Raw genomic sequence first — 14,885 nt, 5'->3', positions numbered from 1 at the left:
CGGAAATCTGCGCGCCACGTAAGCCTGCCGCAGGCGCGATGCACGTTTTTCATGCGCTTAATCAAAGCGGCGTCAGGCGATAACGCGTTTCTGACTGATACGATTCACCTGGCTGCAGCCAGCAGTCGGGCTGCGGCCATTCCGGATGATTAGGCGAGTCGGGTAAAAACTCGCTCTCCAGCGCAATGCCCTGAAAGGCAGTATAGACGTCCTGCTCGCGAGCCGGGGTGCCTTCCAGATAATTTCCTGAATAGAACTGTAGCGCAGGCGCGGTGGTAAACACGCTGAGCTTCAGCCTGCAGTCGGCCGACCACAGCTCCGCGTCCGGCTGCGTATCGTCACCGCCGTTCAGCAGAAACGCGTGATCGTAGCCTTTGACCGCGCGCTGATCGTCATCCAGCAGGAAGTCCTGCGCCACCGTTTTGATCTCTCTGAAATCAAAGCCGGTATCGGTGACGTCGGTCAGCAGGCGGTTGGGAATGCCTTCGCTGTCGACCGGCAAATAATGGTCGGCACGCAGGCGCAGGCGATGATGGCGCGCGTCGCCGTGCTGCGCATCCAGATTGAAATAGGCGTGGTTGGTCAGATTAACCGGACAGGCCTGGTCCACCGTGGCGTGATAGCGGATCGTGAGCGTATTGTCCTCTTCCAGCCGATAGCGCAGGGTAACCTGGAGATGGCCGGGATAGCCCTGATCGCCGTCAGGGGAATCCAGCTGATATTCGACTTCCTGGCCGGTCTGGCTGACGATCTGCCAGCGACGGGCGTGAAAGCCCTGTGGCCCGCCGTGCAGCTGATGTTTCCCCTGATTGGCCGCCAGCTGCCAGCGCTGCTCGCCTGCACTGATAGCGGCGTTAGCGATACGGTTGGCGTAGCGGCCAACCGTTGCGCCCAGATAGGCGGTCTGATTAAGGTAGTCGGCCGGCGTGGCACAGCCCAGCAGCGCTTCGCGCACGCTGCCGTCTTTCATCGGCACGCGCGCGGAAAGCCAGGTGGCGCCCCAGTCCATAAAGGTCGCTACCATGCCGCCCGCGTTGCGCAGCGTTGTGATGCGCCACGGCTGGCCGTCTGGCGCATGCGAGTGACTCAGCATGGGCCCGCTCCTTCAGAGGCTTTGCAGACGTAGAAAGTTTCTTTAATGCCGGACTGCGCCTCGTACTGCTCCGCCACGGCCGCTTTCACGCTGTCGACCAGATCCAACGGCATCAGCGCCACCACGCAGCCGCCAAAGCCGCCGCCGGTCATGCGCACGCCGCCGCGATCGCCCAGGCTGTTTTTCACAATGGTTACCAGGGTATCGATTGGCGGCACGGTGATTTCAAAATCGTCGCGCATGGAAGCGTGAGATTCCGCCATCAGCACGGCGATGCGCGCCAGATCGCCCTTCGCCAGCGCATCCGCCGCTTCCAGCGTGCGGGCGTTTTCGGTCAGCACGTGGCGCACGCGTTTGGCGACCAGCGGGTCAAGCTCATGCTCCATCGCTGCAAACTGCGCCAGATCGACATCGCGCAGCGAACTTTTGTTAAAGAATTTTGCGCCCGCTTCGCACTGCTGACGGCGAGTGTTGTACTCACTGCCCACCAGGTTACGGCGGAAGTTAGAGTTGATGATCACTACTGCGATATCTTCCGGCATCGGCACCGGACGCGTGCCCAGCGTGCGGCAGTCGAGCAGCATCGCATGATCTTTCTCGCCCAGCGCCGAGATCAGCTGATCCATGATGCCGCAGTTACAGCCGACAAACTGGTTTTCCGCTTCCTGGCCGTTTACGGCAATCTGCGCGCCGTCCAGCGGCAGCGCATACAGATGACGGAACACGGTGCCGACCGCCACTTCCAGCGAGGCAGAAGAGCTGAGGCCCGCGCCCTGCGGCACGTTGCCTGCAATCACCATATCCACGCCGTTGAAGTCAGGAATGCGTTTTTGCAGGTGCTTGACCACGCCGCGCACGTAGTTTGACCACATCTGCGTGTCATGCGGAGTAATCGCCTCGTCCAGCGAAAAAATATCTTCCTGATTTTCATAGTCGGCGGCGATGACGCGTACCTGGCGATCGTCGCGTTTGGCGCAGGCGATCACGGTCTGATAATCAATAGCGCAGGGCAGCACAAAACCATCGTTATAGTCGGTGTGCTCGCCAATCAGGTTAACGCGGCCCGGCGCCTGGATAGTTTGCGGCGCGGCATAGCCAAATTTTTCGCTGAAAATCTGTTGGGTCAGGGTTTTTAAACTCATGGTTATGCTCCGGTCTCGCGGAAATGAATATCGCTGACGGCACGCAGCCGTTCAGCCGCCTGTTCCGCCGTTAAATCACGTTGGGTTTCGGCCAGCATTTCATAGCCAACCATAAACTTGCGCACCGTGGCGGAACGCAGCAGCGGCGGGTAAAAATGCGCGTGAAGCTGCCAGTGGTCGTTGGCGTCGTCGTTGAACGGCGCGCCGTGCCAGCCCATAGAGTAGGGGAAGGAGCACTGGAACAGGTTGTCATAGCGGCTGGTCAGCTTTTTCAGCGCCACGGCCAGATCGGCCCGCTGCGCGTCCGTTAAGTCGGTCAGGCGCTTGACGTGCGCTTTCGGCAGCAGCAGCGTCTCGAACGGCCAGGCGGCCCACCAGGGCACCACGGCCAGCCAGTGGTCGGTTTCCACCACCGTGCGGCTGCCGTCATTCAGCTCGCGACTGGCGTAATCCACCAGCATCGGCGACTGCTTTTTCGCAAAATAAGCGCACTGGAGATCGTCCTCGCGTTTGGCTTCGTTAGGCAGGAAGCTGTTGGCCCACACCTGGCCGTGAGGATGCGGATTGGAGCAGCCCATCGCTGCGCCTTTGTTCTCAAAAACCTGTACCCACGGGTAGTGCTGACCCAGATCGGCAGTCTGCTCTTGCCAGGTGCGAACCACGTCTTCCAGCGCGGAAACCGACAGCTCCGGCAGCGTTTTGCTGTGATCCGGTGAAAAGCAGATCACCCGGCTGGTGCCGCGCGCGCTTTCGCAGCGCATCAGCAGGTCGTCGCTCTCCGGCGCGTCCGGCGTATCGGTCATCAGCGCGGCAAAGTCGTTGGTAAACACATAGGTGCTGGTGTAATCGGGATTTTTATCGCCGGTTACGCGCGTGTTGCCGGGGCAAAGAAAGCAGTCCGGATGGTGCGCAGGCAGCTTCTCCTGAGAAGGCGTCTCCTGTGCGCCCTGCCAGGGGCGTTTGGCACGATGCGGAGAAACCAGAATCCACTGATCGGACAGTGGGTTATAGCGGCGATGCGGATGATCGACCGGATTAAATTTCTGCATATTGAGTCCTGATTACTTTGTAATGCCTGCAAGCCTGAAAGAAAAATAGCACAGCGCGAAACGATAAAGCGTGATCGAGTGTGAATAAATGGAATCGTTTACACAAGATGAAAATTCCTAAGAGGCAGGTTTCAAGGCTGTTTAATCCATAAATTCCTTTCCCGCTACGGTTGAAAGTGGTAGCGGTTACACGGAGCGTGCCGCCTGTCGACAGGGCAGGGGAAATCTATGGCGGGTAAATATCAGATTAATCGGATGACGCTCTGACACACCGGCATCTTGAAACCATTGTTGGTGTTTAGTGCCAACATACTAAGGCTGCGCGAACCATTAGTGCCAACATACTAAAAGAACGAAAAGAGTAGCGCCAACATCCAGGCAGGCGAACGTTCGCCGCTTGTCAGGACGTATAGACGAGGCCCGACCGTCGAACACAGGGATACGCGTGCCGAGGCTCCAGGAACGGACTTACGCCATGTCTACGTCATGCATGGCGCAGTTGGTATATACCAAAAAGTGTAGCGGTACTATACGCGGTTATTCAGGCCGTACAGGGGCAGATAATCATGGCTTTACTCGGTAGAATAATGTCGAAATCTACGAACCAGATATGAGCGACTGTGTTACTGGCCATTATGGGAGTGCGCCTTTTTTTAAAGGCACTAAGTGTTGGGGATGAAATAAACGGTCTGTTCTTAATTCAGGCTACAATCACAAGAAAACAATCATTATAAAAATACAGTATATTTTGGGTTGTCGTAGGTACTCATATGTCGTATAAAACATGCGTAAGGACTGATTTGTCAGATAAGTAAAGCATAGTGGAACGCACGTTTTAAAATTTCTTTGGTACTCAACAAGGCGAGGGTTTCTGATATTAACGCTCAGTTTTATTGAGCAGCATAGAGAAATAAATGGAGATTTTTTATATGGATATGCGTAACTTTGAACAATGCAGGAAGATGACAAAATCCCCTTCATGGACTTTCCTTGATGTATTCCGTTGGAAAATACTTCCTGAAAGATTCGGCGGTGGCAGATCTTATGCCAGAGGTTTTAAAGATACCTGGGTCAAAAAACAGAGTTTGCTTATCAGATCGGCTGCTCTTCGCTATAAACTGCCCCCAGAATTACTTGCTGGTGTCTGCTGGATTGAGGTAGGCGGTGATCCAGATATTATAGATCGTTTTGCTTTTGAAGTTCGCTTCATAGACTGGAGCGGCCCAGTCTGTATCGATCGTAATCTTACTGTAACCTCTCCGCCGGCTAAAACCTCGTTTGGCTTTGTCAGCATGCAACTGCGTACAGCAGCTAAAACTATGGGCCTTAATGCAGACAAGATGAGTACATCAGAACTCCGCTCGCTATCACGGTGTCTTGAAAAAGATGCCTATAACATTACCCTCGCGGCTATGCACTTACGCCAGCTTGCTGACTATGACAAGTTACCCTCTCGGCTCAGTATGAATGATGTGAGAATTATTGGAGCCAGATATAACCGGGGCACCAATCCGAGTCTGGAAAGCATCAAAAAAGATACGCGATATGGTGATTTTATTGTCAAAAACTGGCAGCATTTTACCAGACTGGTCTCGTAACAGGGTCATGATTTTATGAATAAGTTTTTTAGAATTGCATTTATTCTTTTTTATCTGGTTTGCATGGTGCTGATTTATTTATCTATGGTTGATAAATACGATGTTATCTACGATATGGATTCGACTATCCCGCAAGGTTCATTAAATAATAACAGGGGTAATGGAAACGTTTTTGGTGGGCTGGCACTATCATTTATATTCATACTTTACATGGTCTTTTTTTACGTTGAAAAATCCAAAAAATGGAAATGTTTAACAGGCATCATGACGGCACTGATATGTCTGTTTTTCTTCATCAGATAAGCCTTATATAGATTTTTGCAAAATTTTAGCAGGCTTCAGATTTACATATTCATCCCGCGCCCACGCCAGCCAGACTGGCCCTACATACTATGCAAGAGTTGCCCACGTACATCACGCCATGCCGTTACTTCGATGCGCTATCCTTTCTTTGAACAGGTAGCCTGAGCCAGCCTGACGGCTGACCCTAAGCTCGCCTCAGAGCCTGTCCTGCTGATAGCGATAGCCGTCACCGTCCGGCACGAACGTCAGGCGATGGGTGATGCACTGTGGCGCATCTTCAGCATGGTGCGAAACGAAAAGAAGCTGCGTGGCGCCTTCGCCAATCAGCACGTCAACAAAGCGGCGCACGAGCTGGCGGTTGATCGAATCCAGCCCCTGTAGCGGCTCGTCCAGGATCAGCAGAGCCGGATGCTTGACCAGCGCGCGGGCTATCAGCACCAGCCGCTGCTGCCCCCATGACAGACTCTGAAAAGGCGCGTCCGCCACGGCACGCATCCCCAGCAGCTGTAGCCACTGCTCCGCCAGCTTTTGCTGCCGATCGGAAACGGCCTGATAAATACCGATAGAGTCAAAATAGCCGGAAAGGATCACGTTGCGCACGCTGCTGCTGACGCGGTAATCCAGATGCAGGCTGCTGCTGACGTAGCCAATATGCTGTTTGATATCCCAGATGGTTTCGCCGCTACCGCGACGGCGGCCAAACAGCGTTAAGTCATTGCTGTAGCCCTGGGGATGATCGCCCGTTACCAGGCTCAGCAACGTTGATTTTCCCGCGCCGTTCGGGCCGACGATCTGCCAGTGTTCGCCCGCCTGCACCGTCCAGTCAAGATGGTTAAGAACAGGGCGATCGTTATAAGAGACTACGCCGTCCCGCAGCACCACTAGCGGCGTCTGCGATGACAGCGCCGTTTTTGCCGATGCGTCGTCCGCTTCCGGTAGCGCCATCCCCTGCAGGTTTTCACTGTGTGCCAGCTGGGCGACCAGCGCCTCGGCCAGGATTGCTTCGCGTGCGCCTACATGCGTCAGCTCACATTCGGCCAGCACGCCAACCTGTTCGACAAAGTCGGGAATATCGTCAAAACGGTTCAGCACCAGCACCAGCGTGTGCCCCTGCTGGTGGAGCTGCGCCAGAACCTGGGCCAGATTGGCGCGCGACGCAACGTCCAGCCCGTCAAAAGGCTCGTCGAGGATCAGCAGGTCCGGCTCGGCCATCAGCGCCTGACAGAGCAGCGTCTTGCGGGTTTCCCCGGTCGAGAGATATTTAAAACGACGATCGAGCAACGAAGCGATGCCAAAGGTTTCCGCCAGCTGACGACAGCGTGCCTCATCGCGCACCTCCTGCTGAATAATGTCGGCAGCGGTGCGGCCGGTATCTTCTTCATCCGGGCTGAGCATATCGGTGTTGTTACGCTGCCATTCCTCGGAAACCAACTTTTGTAACTGCTCAAGCGAAAGACGAGTGGGGCGGAAAGTGTTGACGACTTCGCCTCGTGCGGCGGCAAGCTCGCCCGCAAGGGCGCGCGCGAGGGAAGATTTGCCGCTGGCGTTAGCGCCCACAAAAGCCCAGCTTTCGCCAGCCCGGATCGTCAGCGACGGCAGCATCAGGTTACGGGTCGCGCTAAGATGAAACGTGCCTTGCGAAATTTGCAACGTAGACATTGTTTATTCCATTTTATGCACTATTCCCTTCACTATCGACGCTGAGCGGCGGCGCTGTCAAATGGTGCCGCCGTTTTCAGAGCAGCGTGGCGATAATCACGCGATCGGCATTAAAATGTGCTGTTACCGCCGCGCCAGGCTGAAGATTTTGCTCCTGCGCGCGCTGGTTGGTTAAGGTAGCGCACAGCGTTTCGCCGCCCGGCAGCGCGATCAGCGCTTCACTGTGGGTCTCGCCCTTAATCAACTCGCTCAGTACGCCGTCGAGCTGGTTATCGGCCTGGCTCGCGGATTGGGTCACGTCTATCCACGGCGCTTTTATCAGCACCAGCACCTCTTTGCCCGGCGTGAGTTCAAGGCGATTGGCGCTCTGTTCAGTCAGCGCGGCTTTGATGCGCGTCTCGCCGTTGGCCAGCAGGATCTCAATATGCTGCTGCACCGTCTGCGCGTCGCGCTGCACCAGCGTGCCGAAAAGCTGGTTGCGGGCGCTGGTTTGCAGCGAAAACCGGGCGATGGCGCCCAGCAGGCTGCCCAGCGGCACGTCATCCTGCAATACATCGAACGCTTTCTGCTGAATCTGCTCCAGCAGCGCGAAAAGCTGAATCAGTCTGTCACCGTAGGCGGTGACCTGCGCGCCGCCGCCGCCTTTGCCGCCCGTGGCGCGCTCTACCAGCGTGCGGTCGGCCAGCGTGTTCATCTCGTTAATTGCATCCCAGGCGCTTTTATAGCTGATCCCGGCCATTTTCGCGCCCTGACTGATGGAGCCGGTCGCGGCGATCTGTTTAAGCAGTTCGATACGGCGGGGATCGGCGAAAAGCCGCTGCTGTAATTTCAGGATCAGGGAAAGCTCAGCCTGCATGGTCGCTCCTGGCAAAAAAGGGTTTCCGGAATTGTACACTGTTGCGCAGGCGGGGCGTAAAAACAGGTAAAACGCACAAAAGGTCAGTGCACTTTTATCCGCTACGGATACAATAACTTCTTTTATTCAGTGAGGAAAAATACCATGCTGGAATTACTCATCGGTCTTGCAGAAGCGATCCTCATGGTTCCCGTGGTGATGGCGATAATCCTTGGCCTGATCTATGGCCTTGGCGAAGTCTTTAACGTCATTTCAAAGTTTGGTCATCGCAACGAGCAGCCTGCGAAAGAACGCCGCTAGATCCCTGCCCGATACGCCCGGCGACACCGGGCGCTATTTTTTGCGAGCCGCCTCAACTTCTCTCCGTTCATGCCGATAATCTTTATGACACCGGTTGTTAAATCGTTATAGTGAAGGCTACATAACGAGACCTTCGGAGAAGACCATGTCTGTGAAATTACGCCATTTCTTGATCGGTGCCGTGGTAACGGCAAGCCTGACCGGCCAGGCCGTAGCGGCTGAAAAAATTACCGTTTTTGCCGCCGCCTCCTTAACCAATGCGTTGCAGGATATCGCTAATCGCTACCAGCAGGGAAAAGAGGTAAAAATTGTCTCCTCTTTTGCCTCTTCTTCTACGCTGGCGCGGCAGATAGAGCAGGGCGCGCCCGCCGATCTTTTTATCTCTGCCGATCAGCAGTGGATGGATTACGCGGCGCAGAAAAAAAGCATTGATGAAGCCAGCCGCTATACGCTGTTAGGCAACGAGCTGGTGCTGGTAGCACCGAAAGAAGCGAAATCGCCGCGAGTCACGCTGTCGAAAAACACCGACTGGAAAAGCCTGTTGCAGGGCCAGCGTCTGTCCGTAGGCGATCCCGATCATGTTCCGGCAGGGATCTACGCCAAGGAAGCATTGCAGTCGCTGGGCGCCTGGTCAACGCTGGAGCCGATGCTGGCGCGAGGCAACAGCGTGCGCGCCGCGCTGGCACTGGTGGAGCGCAATGAAACGCCTTACGGCATCGTGTATGGCTCCGATGCGGTAGCCAGCAGCAAAGTGGCCGTGGTTGGCGTTTTCCCGGCAGACAGCCACAAGCCGGTGGAATATCCAATGGCGAAAGTGAAAGGGCATGATACCGCCGGCGTCGCCGCGTTTTATCATTATCTGAAAGGGCCGGAAGCTGCGGCCGTGTTTAAACACTACGGATTTACGCCTCTGTGATATTAAGCGATCCCGAATGGCAGGCGGTTCTGCTCAGCCTGAAAGTCTCCAGCGTGGCGGTGCTGTTCAGCCTGCCGTTGGGCATAGCAGCGGCCTGGGTGCTGGTACGCTGCCGGTTTCCCGGCAAGACGCTGCTCGACAGCCTGATCCACCTGCCGCTGGTGCTGCCGCCGGTGGTGGTCGGCTATCTGCTGCTGATTGGATTCGGCAGACGCGGCTTTATCGGCCAGTATCTCTACGACTGGTTCGGCTTTACCTTCGCCTTTAGCTGGCGCGGCGCGGCGCTGGCCTCTGCCGTGGTCGCTTTTCCGCTGATGGTACGGGCAATTCGCCTGGCGCTGGAAGGCGTTGACGGTCGGCTGGAGCTGGCGGCGCGCACGCTGGGCGCAGGCCGCTGGCGGGTGTTTTTCACCATCACCTTGCCGCTGACGCTGCCCGGCATTATCGCCGGCACGGTGCTCGCCTTCGCCCGTTCGCTGGGCGAATTCGGCGCGACCATCACCTTTGTGTCCAATATTCCTGGCGAAACCCGCACGCTTCCTTCCGCCATGTATACGCTGATTGAAACGCCGGGCGCGGAAAACGCGGCGGCCAGGCTTTGCCTGATCGCTATTGCGCTGGCGCTTTGTTCGCTGTGGCTGGCGGAATGGCTGGCGCGTCGGGGACGCAAAAAGTTGGGGATGCCATGTTAGAGCTTGATATTGTCCAGCGCCTTGGCGACCACACTTTGCAGGTAAACGCAAACATACCGGCGCAAGGCATCACGGCTGTTTTCGGCGTCTCTGGCGCCGGCAAGACGTCACTTATTAACGCTATCGGCGGCCTGACCACGCCGCAGGAAGGACATATTTCCCTGAACGACAGGGTGCTGTTCGATGCTCAGACCAGCGTGAACCTGCCGCCGGAAAAGCGCCGTATCGGCTATGTTTTTCAGGATGCGCGCCTCTTTCCGCACTACAAGGTGAAAGGCAACCTGGAATACGGCATGGCGAAAACGATGCGCTCGCAGTTCGATGAACTGGTAGCGCTGCTAGGCATCGGCGAGCTGCTGTCGCGTTTTCCTTTTTCGCTGTCCGGCGGAGAAAAACAGCGGGTGGCGATAGGCCGCGCTCTGCTCAGCGCGCCGGAAATTTTGCTGATGGATGAGCCGCTGGCCTCGTTGGATCTGCCGCGCAAGCGTGAGCTGCTGCCCTATTTGCAGGCGCTGGCGAAACAGGTGGCCATTCCGGTGCTGTACGTCAGCCACAGCCTTGAAGAGATTATCCAGCTGGCGGATAACGTGCTGGTGCTGGATAAAGGCGAAGTGAAAGCGCTGGGCGCGCTGGAAAAAGTCTGGGCCAGCAGCGCCATGCGGCCGTGGCTGCCGCGCGCGGAGCAAAGCAGCGTGCTGCGCGTTCAGGTGCTGGAGCAGCATCCGCACTATGCGATGACGGCCCTTTCGCTGGGCGATCAGCATATCTGGGTTAACCGCATCGACGCGCCGCTGAAAACGCCGCTGCGCATTCGCATTCAGGCCGCCGACGTCTCGCTGGTGCTGCAGCCGCCGCTGAACAGCACTATCCGCAACGTCATTCCGGCGCAGGTCGGCGAGCTGCTGGATATCGATAATCAGGTCGAGGTGAAGCTGCTGATAGGGCAAAGCGAACTCTGGGCGCGCATTACGCCCTGGGCGCGGGATGAGCTGATGATTAAACCGGGCATGTGGCTCTACGCCCAGATCAAAAGCGTGGCGATCGCCGCCTGACGCGCCGCTTATACATTTTGCCGTCGCGTTGACGCAGATATCGCTTTCAGGGCGATGCCCGCGTCAACAGGCGGACATCGTCAGCCAGGCTGGCAGCACTTCCTGACAGATAGTCTGTGCAATCCCCAGCGCCAGACTGCTGCCGATCGCCTGCCATCGGCAAGGCCGCTACAGCACTTCCTGATAAATAGTCTGTGCGATACCCGGTTCCAGACTGCTGCCGATCGCCTGCCACCGGCAAAGCCGCTACAGCACTTCCTGATAAATAGTCTGTGCGATACCCAGCGCCAGACTGCTGCCGATCGCCTGCCATCGGTAAAGCCGCTACAGCACTTCCTGATAAATAGTCTGTGCGATACCCGGCTCCAGATTGGTGCCGATCGTCCGATGCGCGCGCGCCTTGATGGCATCGTCGGCGTTGCCCATCGCCACGCCCAGCCCGACGTTTTCCAGCATGCTCAGGTCATTATAGTTATCGCCAAAGGCCAGCACATCGCTCATCCGATAGCCTTCAGATTCAACCCACTCCGCCAGCCGTTTGCCTTTGCTGTTGCCCGCTTTGGCAATATCGACCTGATCGTGCCAGGACCATTCGCAGGCCAGGCCCATTTCCTGCTCCACGCTGTCGGCAAACTGTTGCAGCGCGCGGGTATCGGGATGGGATATGGCAAATTTCCAGATCGATTCCGCTTCTTCTGCCGCCTTGCTCAGGCTCGGCACCTTAATAAACACCGGACGCTGATGTTCCGGCAGCGACAGCCCCCAGTTAATGGTGCGGGTTACATGGCCGGTTTCGGCCTGGTAAAGCATCGCGTTATCAACATACAGCAGGCCATGAATGGCGGCCTCGTCCAGCATCTCAATCACCCGCAGCGCCTGATCCTGCGGCAGCGGATCGGCAGATATCACCTTTTTTGCTTGATAATCATACAAGTGTGTATAATGTTGCACAAACAAAAAAGGTTAGGCCAAAAATGAAAAGATGCGTGGTTTATCATCGTGTTAGCTCAGATCAACAGTTAGATGGTTCAGGGTTAGCCCGCCAAGCTGAACTGCTTGAAGCATACCTTAAACGTACTAACATCCTTGCTGAGATGGATGATCCAGAGCCTGTAATCATCACCGAGTCGGGCGGGGTGAGTGCCTTCAAAGGACACAACATGCTAATTACTTCTGGCTTAGGTGCATGGATGCAAGAAGTTCGTGCGGGTATGTGGGATGGTTCTCACCTCGTGTACGAGAATGGAGATCGATTTTCCAGGCAAAATCCTTTTACGGTGATTGGATACATCAACGATTTAATCAATCACAATATATCGATTCACGATGCAACTATGAATATTATCATCAGTCGTGAAAATAGTGCGATGTTGCCTATGGTTTTGATGAATGCCCAGCGTGCATATGATGAATCAAAATTTAAAAGTACTCGTATTCGTACTGGATGGGCTAAAAAGCGTGACAATGCTTTTAGTAACGGCACAATCGTTACTCAGAAGCGTCCCAAATGGATAGATGTTGTTGATAACAAGTATGTACTAAATGAAAAGGCTAAAATTGTAGAAGAGATTTTTAGACTTTATCAGACTGGTATAGGTTGTCCGACTATTGCAAAAGTTCTTCAAGGGAAAGGGGAAGAGTGGCAATTTGATCGAGCATGGAGAGGTGAAGCAGTTCATAAAGTTCTAAAAAATCGCCGTGTAACCGGTGTTATCTTTATTTCAGAGATAATCCGTGATTACAGCAATACAAAAAACCCTGTAGATCAAAAACGTTATGAAATGGATGTTTATCCACCAGTCATAAGTAAAGAAGAATTTGATTTAGTACAAAAGCTTTTAGCGAGTCGTAGGCCCGGTTCAGGACGTTTAAACGGCGGTATGATCACTAGAAGAGAATTAGATGAAAACGGCGATCCAAAACTAGATGACAAAGGAAAAATAAAATACGAGACCGTTGATAGCGGTAAAGATGTAACGAAGAGTAATATTTTTTCTGGTATATTTCGATGTGCTCTTTGTGGTGAGCCAATGTACCATAACGTTGTAGTATCTAAACGTAAGCCAGTTAAGAGTGAACCTAAGATTGAAGAGTATAGATACATACGCTGTTTAGGGGAACGTGATAATCTTTGTGTGAATAAAGCATTGCGTTATGAAATCGTAGAACGTTTTGTGATAGAACACATAAAGGGATTGGACTTCGCTCAGATTGTGCAAGCTGGTGAATCTAATCCAGAATTGGAATTGTTACGCCTGAATATTCAGGAAGAAGAAAAGCACATACAAGAATATGAATTAGGAATAGAGCGTTTAAGGAATGCCGGAAGGAAAGTACCTTTTGACGTTCTTGTAGAGCTAGAAGAGTCCCAGACAAAGTTAAAAGAACTTTCTGATCGGCTGTTAACGCTGGAACAAGTACATGTGGATGTTGATGCATTGAAGCATGTTGATACTTCAATGCTCTATGATGTACGTAAAATTGAAATACGTTCGAAAATTGAAAGAGAACTTTCAAAGATACTCGAATGTATTAAGCTATACAGGAACGGTAAAAGTTACATCATCGACATCAAGTACCGTAACGTTGATCAGTTCAAGTATGTACTTATGGTTGAAGCTAATAAGGTTCCTGTACTTGTATCTGCAATCGATATTGAACGAACAGGTAACTTGGTAATCTATCGTACTCCTTCATTCGCACTTTCAGTTGAAGATGGTTTGATGCCACGAATTCACTTTGCCGAAGATGAACCTTTGTCTATGACAGATTATGCAATGTTGCAGAACTACATAGGACACGAAGAAGATGAAGATGCAGTAGCGATATGGATGCGACATAATTTCACTTTTATTTTTAGTTAAACAAAGGGGCGAAAGCCCCTTTTTCATTTGAAGCACTTTTTTGTTTTGTGCGATAAATACTTACATAGAAACTAACTCAGAGAAGGAAACTCACAATGTTAGAATGGTTTGTATATGTACTGATAATCGCATTCTTCTTCGTGCTTATGATCACTGGATGGATTGTATATGCATACGTTCTTTTTATGGTGTACTTAGTACTGGCATTTATCGCAGAAGTAGTACTGACTTACCAAAAGTATAAAGATAGTATCAGAAGCAAAGAAGACTAAATACTTATATAAAAAAATACGAAACGCTTTGGAGTGTTGTTCTATACTCGTTGTAGATAAATGAAACGGCTGAAAAGCTTGTGGTATAATGTAGGTACAGCACGCTAAAAAGCGTCCGATATGAAATCCTCCAATCTTAAGATCCCCCGTCGCAACGATGGGGGCTTTTTTGCATGGATTTTATATAAAAAGGAATTTAATTCAAGGAACAATATGAAAGAAAAGAAAACTGAACAAGTTACGGTAAAACTTACCCCTACACAAAAAGAATTTTTAGATTCATTGATAGAAGATGGTAAAGCAAAGAACCTTGCCGCAAGTGTTCAATACCTTATCAATATCGCAATGATTCTAAAGTAAGTGAAGACAACACTATAAAACATACACAATAAATTGGTACTTCAGGATGAAGTACTTCAGCATATCAAGGATGATATATAATGATAAAAAAAGTAAATGACATAAAAAGAAAAAACCTACCACTACAAGATTTAGCTTACCCTATCTGGTGTTCAATACATAACAGAGCAGGAAAGACTAAAGGATATGAAGACGTAACGATATGCGATGATTGGTACTTGTTCAGTAACTTTTATAAGTGGTATGTAGATAACTATGTAAAAGATTGGCATGTTGATAAAGATATACTGATTCAAGGTAATCGAGAATATAGCCCACAAAACTGTATCATGGTTCCAAGAGTAATCAACAATCTCTTCAAACGTTCATCTTCTAAGCATGGTATCAAAGGTGTATATCTCGATAAAAGAACTGGTAAGTACTATGCACAGATTCGTATAGATGGAAAGACGAAGCAATCAGGTAGTAGTTTAGATGTTCATGTAGCACATCAGTATTACGTAGAACTACGCAAAGATAGACTTAAAGAACTACTTGAGCGTTTTAGTAAATGTACAAACACATACGCCTACAACCGATTAGTACAAGCAATGCAACAATACCTTTGTAGTGGCATAGTGAATTTGGCCACCTGAATAGAGGTGATATCATCGCCTCATAGTCAAAACAGGTGACATTATGACCGGACGTAACAGACGCAATTTTAGCCCAGAGTTTCGCCTCGAAGCT

At 52.3% G+C, this 14,885-nt stretch carries 13 protein-coding genes and 1 pseudogene; 8 read left to right on the top strand and 6 right to left on the bottom strand.

Annotated elements, in window-relative coordinates; translation table 11 throughout:
- Nucleotides 1-61 precede the first annotated feature (61 nt).
- The 3 genes from galM to galT are packed head-to-tail and all read right to left on the bottom strand — an operon-like array spanning nt 62 to nt 3,284.
- A complete protein-coding gene (galM, locus tag ACA373_RS10215) occupies nt 62-1,093 on the bottom strand; it encodes a galactose-1-epimerase (protein WP_370734478.1) in 1,032 nt (343 codons plus the stop codon).
- Nucleotides 1,087-2,235 carry a galactokinase gene (gene galK / locus ACA373_RS10210; protein ID WP_253454858.1) on the bottom strand — a complete coding sequence of 383 codons (1,149 nt, stop codon included), beginning with the start codon at nt 2,233-2,235 and terminating at the stop codon, nt 1,087-1,089. Before galK ends, galM begins: the two co-directional genes overlap by 7 nt.
- 2 nt (nt 2,236-2,237) lie before the next feature.
- A complete protein-coding gene (gene galT, locus ACA373_RS10205) occupies nt 2,238-3,284 on the bottom strand; it encodes a galactose-1-phosphate uridylyltransferase (RefSeq protein WP_370734477.1) in 1,047 nt (348 codons plus the stop codon).
- Between the two features lie 914 nt (nt 3,285-4,198).
- On the opposite strand from galT, the gene ACA373_RS10200 reads away from it, so the two are divergent.
- Nucleotides 4,199-4,882 (top strand): hypothetical protein, encoded by a 684-nt coding sequence (locus tag ACA373_RS10200; RefSeq protein ID WP_253454856.1) that lies wholly within the window; start codon nt 4,199-4,201, stop codon nt 4,880-4,882.
- A 498-nt stretch (nt 4,883-5,380) separates the two neighbouring features.
- Here ACA373_RS10200 and modF read toward each other — a convergent pair whose 3' ends face one another.
- Nucleotides 5,381-6,844, bottom strand: coding sequence for a molybdate ABC transporter ATP-binding protein ModF (gene modF, locus ACA373_RS10195; RefSeq protein WP_301253498.1), 1,464 nt, complete (start codon nt 6,842-6,844; stop codon nt 5,381-5,383).
- Between the two features lie 76 nt (nt 6,845-6,920).
- Nucleotides 6,921-7,700 (bottom strand): molybdenum-dependent transcriptional regulator, encoded by a 780-nt coding sequence (gene modE, locus ACA373_RS10190; protein ID WP_370734476.1) that lies wholly within the window; start codon nt 7,698-7,700, stop codon nt 6,921-6,923.
- A 144-nt stretch (nt 7,701-7,844) separates the two neighbouring features.
- Here modE and ACA373_RS10185 point away from each other — a divergent pair, with 144 nt between their 5' ends.
- From ACA373_RS10185 to modC, 4 genes are all read left to right on the top strand, one after another.
- Entirely contained in the window at nt 7,845-8,000 is a 156-nt protein-coding gene (locus tag ACA373_RS10185; RefSeq protein ID WP_253454853.1) for an AcrZ family multidrug efflux pump-associated protein, read from the top strand.
- Nucleotides 8,001-8,145: 145 nt separating this feature from the next.
- Entirely contained in the window at nt 8,146-8,916 is a 771-nt protein-coding gene (modA, locus tag ACA373_RS10180) for a molybdate ABC transporter substrate-binding protein (RefSeq protein ID WP_370734475.1), read from the top strand.
- Nucleotides 8,913-9,608, top strand: coding sequence for a molybdate ABC transporter permease subunit (modB, locus tag ACA373_RS10175; RefSeq protein ID WP_253454851.1), 696 nt, complete (start codon nt 8,913-8,915; stop codon nt 9,606-9,608). Before modA ends, modB begins: the two co-directional genes overlap by 4 nt.
- Nucleotides 9,602-10,660, top strand: coding sequence for a molybdenum ABC transporter ATP-binding protein ModC (modC, locus tag ACA373_RS10170; protein ID WP_253454850.1), 1,059 nt, complete (start codon nt 9,602-9,604; stop codon nt 10,658-10,660). The genes modB and modC overlap by 7 nt, the downstream gene beginning before the upstream one ends.
- Before the next feature lie 324 nt (nt 10,661-10,984).
- On the opposite strand, the pseudogene ACA373_RS10165 reads toward modC, so the two are convergent.
- A pseudogene (locus tag ACA373_RS10165) lies at nt 10,985-11,599 on the bottom strand (pyridoxal phosphatase); the annotation flags it as partial.
- Nucleotides 11,600-11,646: 47 nt separating this feature from the next.
- Between ACA373_RS10165 and ACA373_RS10160 the strand changes: the two are divergent.
- The 3 genes from ACA373_RS10160 (at nt 11,647) to ACA373_RS10150 (ending at nt 14,791) form a co-directional block, all read left to right on the top strand.
- Complete coding sequence (locus ACA373_RS10160) at nt 11,647-13,524, top strand: recombinase family protein (RefSeq protein ID WP_370734474.1); 1,878 nt, start codon at nt 11,647-11,649, stop codon at nt 13,522-13,524.
- Nucleotides 13,525-14,009: 485 nt separating this feature from the next.
- Nucleotides 14,010-14,156 carry a hypothetical protein gene (locus ACA373_RS10155; protein ID WP_370734473.1) on the top strand — a complete coding sequence of 49 codons (147 nt, stop codon included), beginning with the start codon at nt 14,010-14,012 and terminating at the stop codon, nt 14,154-14,156.
- A gap of 80 nt (nt 14,157-14,236) precedes the next feature.
- A complete protein-coding gene (locus ACA373_RS10150) occupies nt 14,237-14,791 on the top strand; it encodes a hypothetical protein (protein ID WP_370734472.1) in 555 nt (184 codons plus the stop codon).
- Nucleotides 14,792-14,885 lie beyond the last annotated feature (94 nt).

The organism is Erwinia sp. STN24, from assembly GCF_041320675.1.
Classification (GTDB): Bacteria; Pseudomonadota; Gammaproteobacteria; order Enterobacterales; family Enterobacteriaceae; genus Erwinia; species Erwinia aeris.
Note: the sequence above shows the minus strand (reverse complement) of the source record. Positions and strands in the feature narration are given on the sequence as shown.